Below are 18,095 nucleotides of genomic sequence, written 5' to 3'. Positions count from 1 at the left end.
TCTCCCTCCCCACCGACACCGACACCACCGTTCACATCGACGTCGGACAACACCTCGACGTCGACACCAAGCACCCCCTCAGCCACACCGGCACGCCCCGAGCCTCCGGCACTTCCTGAGCGCGTTCACCCCACCCCGGCAAGGAGGGGCATGTCCAGCACGCCTGAGAACCGTCCCCGCACCACCTCCCCCACCCCCCGAGTCGTCGTCATCGGCGCCGGCATCGTCGGCTGTTCCCTCGCCGACGAACTGACCGCCCGCGGCTGGACCGACGTCACCGTCCTCGAACAGGGCCCTCTGCCCGCCCCAGGTGGCTCCACCTCGCACGCGCCCGGACTCGTCTTCCAGACCAGCCCTTCCAGGACGCTCTCGGAGTTCGCCAAGTACACGGTCCAGAAGTTCGGTTCGCTGCGCATCGACGGCGTACCGTGCTTCAACCAGGTGGGCGGTCTGGAGCTCGCCACCACGCCCGAGCGCCTCGCCGACCTGCACCGCCGAGCCGGTTACGCCGCCGCCTGGGGCATCCGCGGCAAGATCGTCGGCACGGTCCGCTGCAAGGAACTCTGGCCCCTGCTCGACGAGTCGATCGTGCTCGGCGGCTTCCACACCCCGGACGACGGCCTGGCCCGCGCCCTCCTCGCGGCCCGCGCCCAGATGGAGCGGGCCGCGCGGCGAGGCGCCCGGTTCCTGGACCGCCACACGGTCACCGGAATCGAACGGGAGGACGGACATGTCACGGCCGTGGTCACCGACCGGGGCACCTTCCCCGCCGACCACGTCGTCTCCGCGGCAGGCTTCTGGGGCCCGGTGATCGGACGCATGGCCGGCATCGACGTCCCCCTGCAACCTCTCGCACACCAGTACGTAAAGACGAAGGCGCTACGGGAACTCGGTGACCACGCCGAGGAGGCCTCGCGGCCCATCCTGCGTTTCCAGGACCGCGACCTGTACTTCCGGGAGCACACCGACCGCATCGGTATCGGCTCCTACGCCCACCGGCCGCTGCCCGTCGACCCGTTCGCGGTGCCGCCGTACGACGAGGCGCGTGCCCAGGACATGGACATGCCGTCGTCGTACCCCCTGACGGAGGAGGACTGGGCACCCAGCTGGGAGGACTGCCGCCGGTTGCTCCCCGCCCTGCGCGACGCGGACATCGAGGAGGGCTTCAACGGGGTCTTTTCCTTCACACCGGACGGCATGCCCGTCCTGGGTGAGTCGCGGCAGCTCAGGGGTTTCTGGCTGGCCGAGGCCGTCTGGGTGACGCACTCCGCCGGCGTCGCCAAGGCGGTCGCCGAGTGGATGGTCGACGGACGACCCTCGCTCGACGTGCACGAATGCGACCTCACCCGCTTCGAGGAGGCGCAGCGCTCGCCGGCGTACGTCCGCGCGCGCGGATCGCAGCAGTTCGCCGAGGTGTACGACGTACTGCACCCGCTGCAGCCGATGGAGCAGCCGCGTCCCCTGCGCGTCAGCCCCTTCCACGCCCGCCAGGAGCAGCTCGGCGCGTTCTTCCTGGAGGGCGGTGGCTGGGAGCGCCCGCACTGGTACGAGGCGAACGCGCCCCTCGTCGACGGGCTCGGTCCCGGCGAGCCGCCCGTGCGCGACGCATGGTCGGCCCGCTACTGGTCGCCCGTGGCAGCCGCGGAGGCGAAGGCGACCCGCGAGAAGGTCGCCCTCTACGACATGACGCCCCTGCGCCGACTGGAGGTCACCGGCCCCGGCGCGCTCGCCTTCCTCGACCGTATGACCAGCAACAACCTCCGCAAGAAGCCCGGTGCGGTGACCTACACGCTCCTCCTGGACGAGACCGGAGGCATTCGCTCCGACCTCACCGTGGCCCGCCTGGCCGCCGACCGCTTCCAGATCGGGGCCAACTCCCCCGCCGACCTCGACCGGCTGGTCCGGCACGCCCCGGACGACGTACAGATCAGGGACATCACCTCCGGCACCTGCTGCGTCGGCGTCTGGGGCCCGTTGGCCCGCGACCTCGTCCAGCCGCTGACGCGCGACGACTTCTCCCACGAGGGGTTCGGGTACTTCCGCGCGAAGGAGACCTACATCGGCCACGTGCCGGTGACGGCGATGCGCCTGTCCTACGTGGGCGAACTCGGCTGGGAGCTGTACACGACCGACGACCTGGGGCTTCGCCTGTGGGACACGCTCTGGGAGGCCGGCCGGGACCTCGGGGTGATCGCGGCCGGGCGCTCGGCCTTCAACTCCCTGCGGCTGGAGAAGGGGTACCGGGCCTGGGGCACCGACATGACCGACGAGCACGACCCCTACGAGGCGGGCGTCGGCTTCGCGGTCCGGATGGACAAGGCCGGCTTCGTCGGCCGGGAGGCGCTGGAGAACCGCCCCGAGTCGAACCGCCGCCTCACGCCCCTCCTCCTCGACGACCCGGCCCACGTGGTCCTCGGCAAGGAACCCGTGCACGTCGACGGCGCCCCCGCCGGTTACGTGACGAGCGCGTCGTACGGCTACACGCTGGGCCGCTGCATCGCGTACGCCTGGCTGCCGGTGCTCCCGGCCGGGACGGGCGTGCACATCGAGTACTTCGGCGAGAAGGTTCCCGCGACCGTCGCCGAGGAGCCGCTGTTCGACCCGAAGATGACCCGTATCCGCCGCTGAGAGGCCGTCAGGTCCCGGCCCGCACCCCGACCCCGTATCCCGACCCCGGATGTCGCCCTCAGAAGCCTAGGAGGCACGCAGTGTCCCCCACCTACGATGTCGTCGTCATCGGTCTCGGCGGCATGGGCAGCGCCGCCGCCCACCATCTGTCCGCCCGCGGCGCCCGCGTCCTCGGCCTGGAGAAGTTCGGCCCGGTCCACAACCGGGGCTCCAGCCACGGCGGTTCACGGATCACCCGGCAGTCGTACTTCGAGGACCCGGCGTACGTGCCGCTGCTGCTGCGCGCCTACGAGCTGTACGCGGATCTGGAGCTGGCCACCGGCCGGGAGATCGCGATCCTCGGCGGAGGGGTGATGGTCGGCCGCCCCGACTCCCTGACCGTCTCGGGTTCGCTGCGCTCGGCGCGGCAGTGGGACCTTCCACACGAGATGCTGGACGCGAAGGAGATCCGGCGCCGCTTCCCCACCCTCGCGCCGCAGGACGACGAAGTGGCGCTCTACGAGGCGAAGGCGGGGCTGCTCCGCCCGGAGAACACCGTCGCCGCGCACCTGCAGCTCGCCACCCGGCAGGGCGCCGACCTGCATTTCGACGAGCCGATGACGCGCTGGGAGCCCTACCGCGACGGCGTTCGGGTGCACACGGCCGAGGACACCTACACGGCCGCCCACCTGGTGATCTGCCCAGGAGCCTGGGCGCCGCAGCTCCTCACCGACCTCGGCATCGCGTTCACCGTCGAACGGCAGGTCATGTACTGGTTCCAGCCGAAGGGCGGCGCCCGGCCCTTCCTGCCGGAGAACCATCCCATCTACATCTGGGAGGACGCGGCCGGCGTCCAGGTGTACGGCTTCCCCGCCATCGACGGCCCCGAACTCGGCGCCAAGGTCGCCTTCTTCCGGAAGGGGCAGGTCACCACCCCGGAGACGATCGACCGGACCGTGCACGAGGAGGAGATCGGGGCCATGGCCGACCACATGGCCGGCTGCATCCCCGATCTCCCCGGAACCTTCCTCAAGGCGGCGACCTGCATGTACTCCAACACCGCGGACGAACACTTCGTCATCGCCCGCCATCCCGGGCACCCCGACGCCGTGACCGTGGCCTGCGGCTTCTCGGGGCACGGCTTCAAGTTCGTGCCCGTCGTCGGGGAGATCCTCGCCGACCTGGCGCTGACCGGCTCCACCGCGCACCCCATCGGCCTTTTCGACCCCGCCCGCCTCACCGCCGCGCCCGCCTGAGCGGCACGCTCGCCCGGCCGGGCAGCACGCCGTCCCCCTGACCGGCACAGTCCCGCCGACCCGAGCAGCACGCCGTCCCTCCTGAGCAGCACGCTCGTCCCCCTGAGGAGCACGCACGTGACGACGACCCCTCTGTCCCCCAGCCTGATCGCGACGCTGCCCGGCCGGTACTACACGGACCCGGAGATCTTCCGCCAGGAGCAGGAGCACCTCTTCGAGTCGATGTGGTTCTGCGCGGTCCGCAGCGCCGACCTCGCCGGACCCGGCGCCTTCCGTACCGTCCAGGTCGGCCGGGAGAGCGTACTGGTCACCCGTTCACGCACCGGTGAACTGCGCGCCTTCCTCAATGTGTGCCGGCACCGCGGGGCCCGCCTGTGCACGGAGGATTCGGGCCAGGTCCGCCGCAATCTGCAGTGTCCGTACCACGCATGGACGTACGACCTTGACGGTACGTTGATCGCCGCACCCAACTTGATCAAGATGCCGGACGTCGACCGGGTCGCGTACGGGTTGATCAAGGTGGCCCTGCGCGAATGGCTCGGCTACGCCTGGGTGTGCCTCGCCGACGAGCCGCCCTCCTTCGAGGACACGGTGATGCACGCGGCCGTCGAGCGGCTCGGTGACGCGGCCGCCATCGAGCACTACGGCACTGAGCACCTGGCCCTGGGCAAACGCGTCACCTATGACGTCAAGGCCAACTGGAAGCTGATCGTCGAGAACTTCATGGAGTGCTACCACTGCGCCACGATCCATCCGGAACTCACGGAAGTACTGCCGGAGTTCGCCGACGGATACGCCGCCCAGTACTACGTGGGCCACGGCGCCGAGTTCGGTGAGGACGTCCGGGGCTTCACGGTCGACGGCAGCGAGGGGTTCGCGAAACTGCCGGCCGTCGCCGAGGACCAGGACCGGCGCTACTACGCGATCACCGTCAAGCCGACGGTGTTCATCAACCTCGTACCGGACCACGTCATCGTGCACCGCATGTTCCCGCTCGCCGAGGACCGCACGGTCGTCGAGTGCGACTGGCTGTACGCGCCGGAGGTGGTGGACTCCGGGGCCGACGTGTCGAAGTCGGTGGAACTGTTCCACCGGGTGAACGTCCAGGACTTCGAGGCGTGTGAACGTACGCAGCCGGCAATGTCCTCGCGGGCCTACCGCGGGGGTGGTGTGCTGGTCCCCAACGAGCACCACATCGGGATCTTCCACGAGTGGCTCGTCGAGAAGCTCGGAGGCGGCGATGTCCGACCTGTTCATTGACGGCGCGTGGCGGGCGGCTCTGGACGAGCGCACCCGTGAGATCCGGTGCCCCGCGGACGGCTCCCTGGTGGGGGTCGTGGACGAGGCGGGCGGCAAGGACACGGCCGAGGCCATCGTCGCGGCCCGTCGCGCCTTCGACACCGGCCCCTGGCCGCGCACGGCGCCGGCCGAGCGCGGGGACCTTCTCCTGCGGGTCGCCGCCCTCCTGGTCCGCGACAAGGAGGCGCTGGCCCGCGCCGAGTCGCTGGACACGGGGAAACGGCTGGTGGAGAGCGCGTACGACATCGACGACATCGTGAACTGCTTCCGCTACTTCGGACGGCTGGTGACGGAGGAGACCGACCGGGTCGTGGACACGGGCCGGGAGGACGTCGACAGCCGCGTCGTCAATGAGCCCGTCGGTGTGTGTGCCCTCATCACGCCCTGGAACTACCCGCTGCTCCAGACCGCCTGGAAGGTGGCGCCGGCGCTCGCCGCCGGCAACACCTTCGTCCTCAAGCCGAGCGAGCTGACACCGCACACCGCGATCCACCTCCTGCGGCTGCTGGACGAGGCCGGACTGCCGCCGGGCGTGGGCAATCTGGTCCTCGGCGCGGGGCCGGAGGCGGGTGCCCCGCTGGGCGACCACCCGGACGTCGACCTGATCTCGTTCACGGGCGGCCTCCAGACCGGGCGCCGGCTCATGGCGGCGGCGGCCGGGACGGTGAAGAAGATCGCCCTCGAACTCGGCGGCAAGAACCCCAACATCGTCTTCGCGGACGCGGACTTCGACACCGCCGTCGACATGGCGCTGACCGCCGTCTTCCTGCACTCCGGGCAGGTCTGCTCGGCCGGGGCGCGGCTGCTGGTCGAGGACTCGCTGCACGACCGGTTCGTCGACGAGGTCGTCCGGCGGGCGTCGCTGATCCGGCTCGGCGGACCGTTCGACGAGCGGGCGCAGACCGGGCCGCTGATCTCCGCGGCACACCGGGCGAAGGTCGAGGCCTACGTCGCCCAGGGCCTCGCCGAAGGAGCCGTCCTGCGGTGCGGCGGCGAACGGCCGTCCGGACCGGGCCTGGACGAGGGTTTCTACTACTCGCCGACCGTTCTGGACGGCTGCACGGCCGACATGAGCGTGGTACGGGAGGAGTCCTTCGGTCCGGTACTGACCGTCGAGCGCTTCACCGGCGAGGACGAGGCGGTGCGGCTCGCCAACGACACGATCTACGGTCTGGCCGGCGCCGTATGGACGACCGACGAGGCGAAGGCGGCGCGCACGGCGGCCCGGCTGCGCCTGGGCACCGTCTGGATCAACGACTACCACCCCTATGTCCCGCAAGCCGAGTGGGGTGGCTTCAAGCAGTCCGGCTTCGGCCGCGAACTCGGGCCCTCGGGGCTCGCCGAGTACCGCGAGACGAAGCATGTCTGGCGCAACACCGCCCCCGCACCGCAGGGCTGGTTCGCGTGAGCAGCACCCGCAGGCGACCCACCGGTCCCGGCACCCGCACAAGCACCCGCAGAGGCACCTACAGAGGCACCCGCAGAGCCGCTCCCATCCCTCCCCCAGGCCCACGAGGAGTCCGCTCATGACGACGACAGCGCAACCACCGTCCGACAAGCAAGGCCAGGACGACGCCGAACTCGCCGAGTTCGGCTACAAACCGGAACTCCGGCGCACCCTGGGCAACTTCCACACCTTCGCCGCCGGCATCAGCTACATCTCCATCCTGACCGGCACCTTCCAGCTGTTCTACTTCGGCTACGGCAGCGGCGGCCCCGCCTACTGGTGGTCGTGGCCGATGGTCTTCGTCGGCCAGTTCACGGTCGCCCTGTGCTTCGCGGAACTGGCGGCCCGTTATCCGGTGGCGGGCTCCGTCTACAACTGGTCGAAGAAGATAGGCAATCCGCATCTTGGCTGGCTGGCCGGCTGGATGATGCTGATCGCCTCGATCGTGTCGATCGCGGCCGTGGCCCTCGCCTATCAGCTGACCCTGCCGCAGATCTCGTCGTTCTTCCAGTTCGTGGGGGACGGCACCGGCACGTACGACGTGGCGACCAACGCGGTGATCCTGGCCGCGGTGTTGATCCTGTTCACGACCCTGGTCAATGCCTTCGGCGTCAAGTTGATGGCCACGATCAACACCGCGGGCGTGTTCATCGAGTTGATCGCCACAGTCGTGTTGATCGTCCTGTTCGCCGCCCACATCACGCGCGGCCCGCAGGTCGTCATGGACACCCAGAGCACGGGTACGGGTTACGGAGCCGGGTACCTCGGCGCGTTCCTGGTGGCCTCGCTGGCATCGGCGTACGTCATGTACGGCTTCGACACGGCCGCCTCGCTCGGCGAGGAGTCGCTGGACCCCTCGCGCAACGCCCCCCGCGCGATCATCCGGGCGATCGTCGCCTCCTTCGTCCTGGGCGGACTGATCCTGCTGCTGGCGCTCATGAGCGTCTCCAGCCTGAAGGGCGAGAAGCTCTCGACGGACGGGCTGCAGTTCATCGTCCTGGACGTGCTCGGTCCGACGGCCGGCAAGGCGATGCTGTGGTGCGTGCTGATCGCGGTCACGGTGTGCGCGCTCGCCGTCCACACGGCGGCGATCCGGCTGGCGTTCGCCATGGCCCGCGACAACAACCTGCCCGCGTCCTCGCGGCTGGCCCGGTGCCACCCTCGCTTCCAGACCCCGGTGCTGCCGACCGTGATCATCGGCATCCTGGCGCTGGCCATCCTGGTGGTCAACATCCGCCAGCCGCAGATCTTCACCGTCGTCACCAGCATCGGCATCATCATGATCTACCTCGCCTACCTGGGCGTGACCGCGCCGATGCTGGTGGCCCGGCTGCGCGGCAAGTGGCAGCCCGCCGGTGACGGCAAGTTCTCGCTCGGCCGCTGGGGACTGCCCGTCAACATCCTCGCGGTGGTGTGGGGCGCGGCCATGACGATCAACCTGATCTGGCCGCGGGCGTCGGTCTACAACGCGACCGCGCCCTTCCACTGGTACCTGCAGTGGGGCGCCGTCCTGTTCGTCGCCGTGATCGCGGGTGGCGGCTTCGCCTACTACTGGTTCGTCCAGCGGCACAAGACCGGGGTCCTCGCCGAGCACCGGCTGGAAGCGCCCGCCGCGACGGCCCCTTCCCCCGCTCCGGCAGGCGACTAGGAGGCCCGGCATGAGCATCGACGAGTTCGACTATGTCGTGGTCGGCGGCGGCACCGCGGGCAACGTGGTCGCGGCCCGGCTCTCCGAGGACCCGGCCGTCACGGTGTGCGTGCTGGAGGCGGGCCCGAGCGACGTCGGCGACGACGACATCCTCAGACTGGACCGCTGGATGGGTCTGCTGGAGTCCGGCTACGACTGGGACTACCCGGTAGAACCGCAGGCCAGCGGCAACAGCTTCCTGCGCCACGCGCGCGCGAAGGTGCTGGGCGGCTGTTCGTCCCACAACTCGTGCATCGCCTTCTGGGCACCCGCCGAGGACCTCGACGACTGGGCCGCGGCGGGCTGTACGGGCTGGAGCGCGGCCGACCTCTTCCCGCTCTACCGGCGGCTGGAGTCCAACGACGCTCCGGGCGACCACCACGGCCGCACGGGCCCGGTCAGACTGCGCACGCTGAAGGGCGAGGACCCGTGCGGCACGGCGCTCCTGGAGGCGTGCGCGCAGGCCGGGATCCCCACGACGGCCTTCAACTCCGGTACGACGGTGGTCCGGGGAGCCAACTGGTTCCAGATCAACTCCGACGAGAACAACATCCGCCAGTCGTCGTCGGTGGCGTATCTCCACCCGGTCATGGGCAAGCGGCCGAACCTGGAGGTCCGGACGGGCGTACGCGCCAAGAAGCTCGTGCTGGACGGGCGGCGGTGCGTGGGCGCCACGTACCTGGACCCCGATCTGATCCACACGCGCACGGTACGGGCCCGGCGCGAGGTGATCGTCTCCTGCGGGTCGGTCGACTCGCCGAAGCTGCTGATGCTGTCGGGCATCGGACCGGCCGCGCACCTGCGTGAGGTGGGCGTCGAGGTGGCCGTCGACGCACCCGGGGTCGGCGAGAACCTCCAGGACCATCCGGAGGGCGTGATCATGTGGGAGGCCCGGCAGCCGATGCCGGCCACCTCCTCCCAGTGGTGGGAGGCGGGCATCTTCTACGACACCGAGCCGGGCCTGGACCGGCCGGACCTGATGTTCCACTACGGGTCGGTGCCGTTCGACATGAACACCGCCCGGCACGGCTTCCCGACCTCCGAGAACGCCTTCTGCCTCACGCCCAACGTGACGAGGGCCAGGTCGCGGGGGACCGTGCGGCTGCGGACGCGGGACTACCGGGACAAGCCGATGGTCGACCCGCGGTACTTCACGCACGAGCACGATGTGCGGGTGATGACCTACGGGTTGCGGCTGGCTCGCCGGATCGCCTCGCAGCCGGCGCTGAGCGGCTGGGCGGGCGCGGAGCTGGCCCCCGGGCCGGACGTGCGGACCGACGACGAGCTGCTCGACTACATCCACAAGACCCACAACACCGTCTACCACCCGTCCTGCACCGTGAAGATGGGCGCGGACGACGATCTTTCGGCCCCGCTCGACGCGCGGCTGCGGGTCAAGGGGGTCGACGGACTGCGGGTAGCGGACGGGTCGGTGATGCCCGACCTCGTCACCGTCAATCCCTGCGTCACGACGATGATGATCGGCGAGAAGTGCGCGGATCTCCTCAAGGAGGACGCCCGGAGGCTCTAGGAGTGCGGGGAACCGCGTGACCGGCCAGGACCGGCTCGCGGTTCCCCGCTCCGCCACGGCCACGGCCACGGCCACGGCCACCGCTACGGGGTGCTCGGCGCCGTGCGCTTGTACATCCGCGTCGCCGTGATCTCGCTGTGCCCCGCCTCCCCGGTGGAGACCTGCGGCAGCCCCGGGCGCAGGTGTTCCTCCACGCTGATGTACTTCAGGCCGGCCCGGAGGTCGGCGTCGTTGCGCAGGCGGATGACGAGCGGGAACTCGGCCAGTGCCGTCGTGTCGAACAGGCCGGTGGTGTAGAGGAGCTGCACGCCGAGGGCGTCCGAGACCGCGCGCTGGAGCTCCAACAGGTAGGTCGCGTTGGCGCGGCCGATGGGGTTGTCGAGGAAGAGGGTGCCGGCGTACCGGTGCTTGTCGCGGCCCCGGTCATTGCTCCGCAGGGCCGCCATCGTGCAGTACAGGGCGATGGCGGCGGTGAGGAGCTGGCCGCCGGAGAAGACATCGCCCATCTGCCCGACGGGCACCCGCTCGGCGCGCAGCACGGCGTCCGGCTTGAGGATCTCGACGGCGACGCCCTTGGGCTGAAGGGCCGCGCCGACGCCCCGCAGCAGCAGGGACATGCCGTCGCGCCGCAGGTCGGAATTCTTCTTGACGGCGGCGCGGGTGGCCTCGTCGACGACCTCGCCCAGCCGCTCGGTGAGGGTGGCCTGGTCGGGCTCCTCGAAGCGGATGCGCAGGAACTCCTGCCCGGACCACTCGCCGAGTCCCTCGGGCAGCCGGGACAGCCGCTGGGCGGACCGCAGGGTGGCGAGCGCCGACTCCACGAGACCCCGCAGCCGGTCCACGATCGAGTCGCGGTTGCGCTCCAGCTGCGCCAACTCGTCCGTCAGGACGCGCAGTCGGGGCGCGAAGGCGTCCGCCCACTTCTGGGCGTGCTCGGGCAGCGCGGCGGCGGGCAGTTCACGGATCTGCTGCCGCGCGGGGGTGCGCACCTGCTCGTACCGGGTGGAGTTGGCGTGCCGCACGAGAATGTCGCTCGCCTCGCGGACAGCGGCCTCGGCGGCGGAGAGGTCGGCGGCGCAGCCGCGCAGGGACCGGCGGGCCTCGGCTGCGGACCGTCGGGCCTCCTCCAGGGTGCCGGGGTAGGGCTCCGGCGCCTCCTGTTCCTCCTCGGGGGTGTGCTCGCGCAGCAGGTCGCGGAGCATGGCGGCGATCTCGTCGAAGCCGCCGGCCGCGTCCTCGGCGGCGCGGTGGGCGTCCAGCAGCTCGGCGTGCGCCTCCCTGGCCTGCGCCAACGTCTCGGTGCGGGAGGCGAGTTCGGCGGTGGCGGTGCGCAGCAGGGCCTGCGCGTGCCCGGCGTCGCGCGGCTGGAGCTCCGCGGGCAGTTCGGTGTGGGCGTCGCCGTCCTCGGGCGCGTGCCGTTCGGCCTCCCCACGCAGTCGGCCGAGGTGCTCGCTCGCGGTGGACACGCGGGTCTCCAGGAGCTGGACCAGCTCCTCCGCGCGCGCCGAGGCGGCCTGCCGGGACGGCCCGTCGGAGCCGTCCGGTGACTGGAGCAGTTGCTCCGCGCGCGTGCGGACCTTGTTGCTCAGCCGGTCCAGCTCGGCCAGGGCCGCGCTCTCGTCTCCCTCCGCGCGGGCCTGTTCGGCCCGCAGGTCGGCGCCCACGCCGACCTTCTCGTACAGCTGGGAGGCGGCCCGGTAGGCCTCCCGCAGGGCGGGCAGGGACGCCTTGGGCGCGCCCGGTCCCGGCTCCGGTACGTCGTCGGGGGCGCCGGCGATCTCGGAGCGCTCGGCGCGCAGGGCACGCGCGGTGCGGCGGGAGTCGTCGGCGGCCCGCTGGGCGGCGCGGCGGTCCTCGTCGGCGGCGCGGGCGCGCTCCAGGCATGCCTGGGCGCGGGCTTCGGACTCGGCGGCCTCGTCGGCGAGTTCGCGCAGCTTGACCTGCCAGCCGGCGCGCTCGCGCAGCCGGAAGGCGAGCCCGGCGAGAGCGTCGGCGGCGCGCCGGGCCTTCTGGGCGGCCTCCTGGCGTTCGTCGCGCGCCTGCGCGGCCTCGGCGGCTGCCTCGTCGGCCTCCGCGCGCACGGTCCGGGCCTCGGCCAACTCGGCCTCGGACTCCTCGGCGAACGCGCGCGCCTCCTCGGCGGTCCGCGCCAGCTCGGTGAGCCGCCCGGCGGGGCAGCCGGTGCGCCAGGAGGAGAGCCGGGCCGACAGTTCCCGGTCCTTGCCGAGGCGGGCCGCGAGCCGGCGGATCTCCTCGTCCCGCTCCGCGGCCCGCGCGCGCAGCGCCTGCCGCTCCTCGTCGGCGGCGTGTTCGTCGTGCATGGCCGGGTTCGGCGGTACGAGGAAGACGTCGCCGGCGTCGGTGCCGGGTGCCGGGGTGGGGGCGAGGAGGGCGGCGGCGGTGCCGACGGCCACGGCGGACCGGGGCAGCAGGGCGGCTTCGCCGAGTGCTTCACGCGCGCGTGCGTGCGAGGCGGGGTCGGTAATGATCACACCGTCGACCAGTTCCGGCCGGGCGGCGAGGACCCGCGCGTGGTCGACGGGGTCGACGGCCTGGGCGAGGTAGCGCCAGCCGGGCAGGGCGGGGATGCCGTGCTCGCCCAGGTACTCGACGGTCGCCAGCACGTCCGGGCCGGGCGGCAGCAGTCCGCCGTCGCCGAGCGCGCCGAGGATGCGGGAGTCGTCGGCGGCGGCGGTCCGCAGGTCGAACAGCTGCCGCTCGGCGGAGGAGACGGTGTCGTCGAGGAGTTCGCGCAGTTCGTCGGCGTAGCGGTCGAGGTCCTCGGGGGTGAGTCCGGTGCCGTCGCCCTCGTCCTCCTGGCGGGGCTGCGGGATGATCCGCGGGGTCGAGGCGCCGGTCAGGCCGAGCAGTTCGGCCAGCCGCTCCTCGGCCGCGAGGTCCTCGGCGAGCCCGCGCTCGGCCTCGTACGACCGGCGCGCGCCCGTCGCCGCGTCGGCCGCGCGGGCGGCGGTCAGCTCGGCGCGCGACTCGGCGGAGGCGGCCTCGCGGGCGTGCTCGGCGGCCTTGCGCGAGGCCTCGCGGGCGGTGTCCCAGGCGGCGACGGCGCTCTTCTCGGCGTCGCTGGCGGCGAGGGCCGCGCGCGCGGGGTCGGCGTCGGGCGCGCTGTCGTCCAGCCAGCCGGCGCGTACCGCTTCGGCGGTCTCCTGCTCGACCTCGGTGAGGCGCTGGCGCAGGTGTCCGGCCTCGCTGCGGGCGCGCTGTGCCTCGGTGGCGGCGGACGTGGCGTCGCGGTGCGCGGTCTCTCCGACCTCCTGGAGCGCCGCGGAGCGTTCCTCCTCCTCGTTGGCGAGGGTCTCGGCGCTCCCGGCGGCGCCGTGCAGGGCCCGGACGAGGTCGACGGCGGCCTTGGCGCGGGCGGCGAGCGCCGGGGCGGCATCCCGCTCGGCCTCCTGGATGGCGGCAGACACGCGGGCGACCCGGTCGGCGGCGGCGCGCTGGCGCAGGGAGACCTCGGCGGCCTGCCAGGCGGCGTGCAGGGTGCGCGCCTCGGCGAGTTCGCGCTTCTGCGCGGCGGCGGACTTCTCGGCGGCTGCGAGGGCGAGCGAGGCGTGCCGGAAGGCGAGTTCGGCGGCGATGAGCGCGCTGCGCTCGCGGGCGCTCTCGGAGTGCGTGACGGCGTAGGCGGCGGCGGTGACCCGCTGGGCCAGGTCGGCGGCGCGGGTGCGCTCCCGCAGGCCGCGCGCGGACAGTCTGCGGGCGAGGGTGCGGGTGCGGCGCTCGGCTCCGGCGTGGACGTCACGCGCGCGGGCCCGTGTGTCGGCGGCCTCGACGATCCGCCCGAGCAGGTCCACCGAGCCGGCGGTGAAGTCCCGTTCGGCGATCAGTTCGGCGCGTCGGCCCAGTTTGTTGCCGAAGCCGCCGACGAGGTCGGCGAGGCCGTCGGTGTCGCGCGTGTCCGTCACCGCGCGCAGCAGCAGGTCGGTGAAGTCGGAGTCCTTCTTGACCGCGAAGAGGCCGGCCGCCTCGCCCTCGTCGGCGTTCATCTCGCGCTGGTAGCGGAAGAGTTCGGGGTCGAGGCCCAGCTCGCCGAGGTGCTCGATCCAGCGGTCGTGGATCTCCTCCCAGTGCACCTCCAGGTGCGGATACGCCTTGCCGGCGTCCGTGAGAGCGTCCCGGAAGCCTTTCATGGTGCGCCGTCGGCCCTGCGCGCCCGACTGGCCCTCGGCGGACGGCCGTACGGCGGTGGACTCGGCGACGGGGAGGTTGTCCAGGGAGAGTCCGGGGCCGGGCCGGAAGGAGTACCAGGCCTCGGCGAACTTCCGCGGATCGTTGGACACCTGCCGGCCGCGCCACTCGCTGACCTTGCCGACGACCACGCACTCGCCGGTCAGTACGTGCTGCCACTCCAGCGCGACATGGCCGCAGTCGTCGGCGAGCAGGAACTTGCGCAGGACGCCGGAGCTGGCGCCGCCGAGGGTGTTGCGGTGGCCCGGAAGCATCACCGAGAAGATCAGCTTGAGCAGGACGGACTTGCCGCCGCCGTTCTCCAGGAAGAGCACGCCGGCGGGCGCGGGCCGGCGTGGCGGGCCGACGGGCTCGTCCTCGAAGAACTCCGCCTGCGCGGGGGCGGGATCGGGCACGACCTCACCCACACCCCGCAGGTCAAGCACGGTGTCGGCGTAGCGCGCACCGGCAGGCCCGATCGAGTAGAGGCGGACCCGGGACAGCTCGTACATGGCGGACTCTCGTAAGTCTTCGGGAAGGGTGCGGTGGTTCGGTGCTACGGGAACTGCTGAGGCCTCAGGAGTGGAACGGCAGGCCCGCGCCGGCGACCAGCTCCAGGTCGTCGGACTCCTCGGGGGGCAGCAGCGTCGGTGTGCCGTCGGTGACCGGGACGATGCCCAGTTCCAGCAGCTCGGCCATGGCCGCGCTCGCCGCCATGTCCCGGACCTGCAGCTGGTAGCGGGCGGTGGTCCGGTAGGTGCCGCCGTTGTCGTCGCCGGTGCGCTGGAGGAAGCCGGATTCGGTGAGGAAGGCGACGGCCTTGCCGACAATGCCGGTCGTCGAGCCGGCGAGCCGGCGGGCGTCCTTGGTGGCGCCGGCGGCGCTGCGTCTGACCCAGATCCGCCAGGCGGCCTCCAGACCCGGTGCGTCGGTCGCGGGGTCTGTGTTCTCGCCCTGCTCCTCCGCCCGTTCCTCCAGACGGCGGCAGGCCTGGCGCACGAAGGCGTCCACGCCGTTGACGCTGACCCGGCCGATGTAGCCGTCGTCGGCCAGGTCCTCGGGCCGGGGGAAGGCCATCGCGGCGACGGCGAGGTGTGCGAGGCCGTGCAGGAACCGGTCTCCGGAGTCCGCGGACGTACGACGCGCGTAGTCGCCCATGCGGACGGCGAACACCGAGTCCTCCGCGGCGGTGACGGCCATCCCCGCGCGCGGGGACACCTCCAGCACGATCAGGCCCAGCCCGGTGGCCACGGCGTCCGCGAGCCGCGCGAACGGCGGGTCCTCGCGGTAACGCCGCAGCAGGTCCGCGTACTCCTGGTCGCGCGCGGGCTGAAGTCTGGGCTGGAGGCCGAAAGCGACGAGTCGCGCCGCGTCGGCGGCGTCGGCGGGGGTGACGGCGGCGGAGGCCGGCGCGACGGCCTCGGGCTCACTCCGGTCGACGTACTCGGTCACGGTGTCGGCTCCTTGCTGCGGGGGTGCTCGTGCTGGGGATTCCGGTTCCGGTTCATGCTGCTTCCGTCCGGTCCGCGGCCATCCCCGCCGCGTCCAGCAGCGCCATGCCCACTATCAGGTCGGCTCCGCCGAACTCCGGATCGTCCAGTTCGGTCCCGTCGTCGACGGCGAACAGCAGTTTCTGCTCGCCCTGCCGATACGCGGTGCCGACCGCGGGACTGGCCGCGTGCACGGCCAGCAGGGCCACCAGATACGGCAGTTCGGGGTCTCGCCTGCGCGCTTCCGCCAGGAGCCCCGACAGCCGACGGGGCGCGTCCGCGGGCAGGTCCAGCAGTTCTTTCGCGGCGGCCAGCTGCTCCTCGCTGAAGCGGCTGTCGTCGGGCGTCGCGATGAGGTCGGGCTCGGGCATCTCCGCGCCGAGGTTCTCCCGCTCCACCGGCGGCGTCAGCAGCAGGTCGACCAGGTCACCCACGCGCACGGACACCGGTGTGCGCAGTCCGGTCCCGCGCGCGAAGTAGGCGTCGGTGACCAGGACCGCCTGTTCCAGCGGCAACGGCAGTACGGGCACGACGAGATGGCCGTAGAGGTCCGTCCCCGACGAGGTCATGGGGGTGGCGAAGGCCTGTCGGTCCTGCTCGGCGCGGAACAGCGGTCCGGCCTCCAGCAGCCGGGACTGCAGCTGGGTGTGCCGGCGGATGCAGTCCTTGACGATGTCGACGAGTTCGGCGGCCCGCCGTTTGTTCTCCGCGTCCTCGATCTCGTCGCGGGCCTTGCGGATGTTGGTGAGGATCGCGTTCTCGTGGCGGTAGCGGTCGGCGACGTGGTCGAGGGCCTCGGCGATCATGTCGGGCACGGCGTTGAGCCAGTCCACCGCGCGGACGTTGCGGCGGGTCGCCTCCAGGGCCCTGCGCAGGGTCTCCGAGTACTGCACGGTCCGGTAGCGGGCCTGTTCGGCGGCGAGTTGGGCGTCGGCCAGGCGGCCCCGGTGGATGAGGACCTCGAGTTTGACCTCGGCGGCGATCTGCGCGCTGGTGACGTCGGTGTCGAGGGCGCCCACGAGGACGTTGACCGCCTCGTCCGTCGTACGGAGGTAGACCGTGCCGCCGTACCCGGGGACCTCCTCGATCAGCTTGAAGTCGTAGTCGCGGCGGACGTACGTGCCGTCCGGGGCGAAGGTGCCGTAGACGGCGCGGAATCCGCGGTCGACGCTGCCGACGTTGATCAGGTTCTCCACGACCCAGCGGGCGACGCGCTCGTGCTCCTCGGCCTGCCGCCCTGGGGCCTGCGCGGCGATGCGCGGGATCAGGCGGGCCACTATCTGGTCGTGGTCGGCGCCGGTGTCGAAGTCCATGTTCAGGGTGACCAGGTCGATCGCGGCGAGGGCGATCTCCGCCATGCCGTAGACCGAGTACTCGCCGGCGAGGTTGGCCTTGCGTGCGTCGAGGTCGTGGATCGGCGCGGTGCAGGCGAGCGCGCGCAGCCGCCGCGCCAGTCCCTCGTCGGCGGCCGGGCCCTGTGCGGGGCGCGGCCCCGCGCTGAGCTGGGGCGGAACACGGTCCGTCGATGCAGGCGAAGTCACGGTGCACAGACTAGGTCCTCGGTCTGACATCGGCCCAAACGACGCAGAAGCGACCCACGTCACAGCGGTGCGAGACACTGGCGGGCGGCCAGGGAACCTCGGCCGTGGCGCCTCGAGCGGACCCGCGGCGGAGAACCTCAGCCGTCGCTGGGATCGTCGCCCACCCGCCGCCGGTACACCTCGACGATCCGTTCCCGTGAGTCGCCCAGGTACACGCCGAGCAGCTTCTCCGCCTCCGCTCCGTCGCCGGCCTCGAGCGCCCGGAGAATCTGCCGGTTGCGGGCGAGGTAGGGCTCGTGCAGGCGGCGCGGGTCGTCGACGACGTGGAAGGCGAGGCGCAGTTCGGCGAAGACGCTGCGCATCAGTTCGTCGGTGCGCTCGCTGCCCGCGAGGGCGACCAGTGCCCGGTGGAAGTGGATATTGGCCGTACCCAGCGATTTCCAGTCACTTTCGCGTGCCGCCCGCTGTCCCTCCTCCACGGCCTCGGCGAGGTTGCTGAGCGTGTACGGCGGCTTTCCCAGTCCTCGTACGACGGCGCACTCGACGAGGGTGCGCGTGCGGTAGATGTCCTCGACGTCCTCCACGGTCAGGACCCTGACGAACACGCCCCGGTTCAGCTCGTGGACCAGCAGGCGCTCGTGGGTGAGCAGCCGGAACGCCTCGCGCAGCGTGTTGCGGGAGACGCCGAGCGCACCGCCGATGCTGTCCTCCGACAGCCGGGTCCCCGGCGGGAAATAGCCGTCCGCGATTCGGCTTCTGAGGATGTCCGCGACGCGTTCCGCCGTGCTGGTGCGGCCCAGGAGGGCGCGGTCGTCGGCCAGTCCCGCCAGCTGCTCTGCCATGCCCGGAATTCAACCGCAGACACGAGAACGAAACAACAGGGGTATTGAGGGATCGTTCAACGATCCTCTACCTTGCTGGATACCTTGCTCCACTCAGCACCGCTCCCGCCCGGCACAGCACCGCACGGCACGGCACGGCTCAGTCCCAGCACCCTCCGTCATCCCCCCTGCGAGGTGCCCATGAGCACGACCCCTCCTCCACAGGCCCCC

At 71.9% G+C, this 18,095-nt stretch carries 10 protein-coding genes; 6 read left to right on the top strand and 4 right to left on the bottom strand.

The features are described from left to right. The first annotated feature begins 150 nt into the window (after positions 1-150). The 6 genes from BZL64_RS17680 (at position 151) to BZL64_RS17655 (ending at position 9,827) form a co-directional block, all read left to right on the top strand. On the top strand, positions 151-2,628 hold the full coding sequence (locus BZL64_RS17680) for a GcvT family protein (protein ID WP_086770156.1): 2,478 nt from the start codon (positions 151-153) through the stop codon (positions 2,626-2,628). Positions 2,629-2,708: 80 nt separating this feature from the next. Next, the gene (gene solA, locus BZL64_RS17675) at positions 2,709-3,863 is read left to right on the top strand and encodes an N-methyl-L-tryptophan oxidase (RefSeq protein ID WP_086770155.1); all 1,155 of its coding nucleotides are present in this window, start codon (positions 2,709-2,711) and stop codon (positions 3,861-3,863) included. Between the two features lie 117 nt (positions 3,864-3,980). Beyond that, the gene (locus BZL64_RS17670; RefSeq protein WP_208639463.1) at positions 3,981-5,123 is read left to right on the top strand and encodes an aromatic ring-hydroxylating oxygenase subunit alpha; all 1,143 of its coding nucleotides are present in this window, start codon (positions 3,981-3,983) and stop codon (positions 5,121-5,123) included. Then, positions 5,104-6,570, top strand: a complete 1,467-nt coding sequence (locus BZL64_RS17665) for an aldehyde dehydrogenase family protein (protein ID WP_086770153.1) — start codon at positions 5,104-5,106, stop codon at positions 6,568-6,570. The genes BZL64_RS17670 and BZL64_RS17665 overlap by 20 nt, the downstream gene beginning before the upstream one ends. 118 nt (positions 6,571-6,688) lie before the next feature. Further along, positions 6,689-8,257 (top strand): APC family permease, encoded by a 1,569-nt coding sequence (locus tag BZL64_RS17660; protein WP_086770152.1) that lies wholly within the window; start codon positions 6,689-6,691, stop codon positions 8,255-8,257. A gap of 10 nt (positions 8,258-8,267) precedes the next feature. Then, entirely contained in the window at positions 8,268-9,827 is a 1,560-nt protein-coding gene (locus BZL64_RS17655) for a GMC family oxidoreductase (protein WP_086770151.1), read from the top strand. An 83-nt stretch (positions 9,828-9,910) separates the two neighbouring features. Here the strand turns inward: BZL64_RS17655 and BZL64_RS17650 are convergent, their stop codons facing one another. The 4 genes from BZL64_RS17650 to BZL64_RS17635 form a co-directional block, all read right to left on the bottom strand. Continuing rightward, positions 9,911-14,524: a coiled-coil domain-containing protein gene (locus tag BZL64_RS17650; protein WP_086770150.1), complete on the bottom strand. Its 4,614-nt coding sequence runs from the start codon at positions 14,522-14,524 to the stop codon at positions 9,911-9,913. 64 nt (positions 14,525-14,588) lie between these two features. Beyond that, positions 14,589-15,464, bottom strand: a complete 876-nt coding sequence (locus BZL64_RS17645) for a hypothetical protein (RefSeq protein WP_086770149.1) — start codon at positions 15,462-15,464, stop codon at positions 14,589-14,591. 52 nt (positions 15,465-15,516) lie between these two features. Continuing rightward, the gene (locus tag BZL64_RS17640; RefSeq protein WP_086770148.1) at positions 15,517-17,043 is read right to left on the bottom strand and encodes a hypothetical protein; all 1,527 of its coding nucleotides are present in this window, start codon (positions 17,041-17,043) and stop codon (positions 15,517-15,519) included. Between the two features lie 137 nt (positions 17,044-17,180). Further along, positions 17,181-17,885, bottom strand: a complete 705-nt coding sequence (locus BZL64_RS17635; protein ID WP_086770147.1) for a GntR family transcriptional regulator — start codon at positions 17,883-17,885, stop codon at positions 17,181-17,183. Positions 17,886-18,095: the final 210 nt, after the last annotated feature.

It is taken from the genome of Streptomyces bobili (assembly GCF_002154575.1).
Classification (GTDB): Bacteria; Actinomycetota; Actinomycetes; order Streptomycetales; family Streptomycetaceae; genus Streptomyces; species Streptomyces bobili.
Note: the sequence above shows the minus strand (reverse complement) of the source record. Positions and strands in the feature narration are given on the sequence as shown.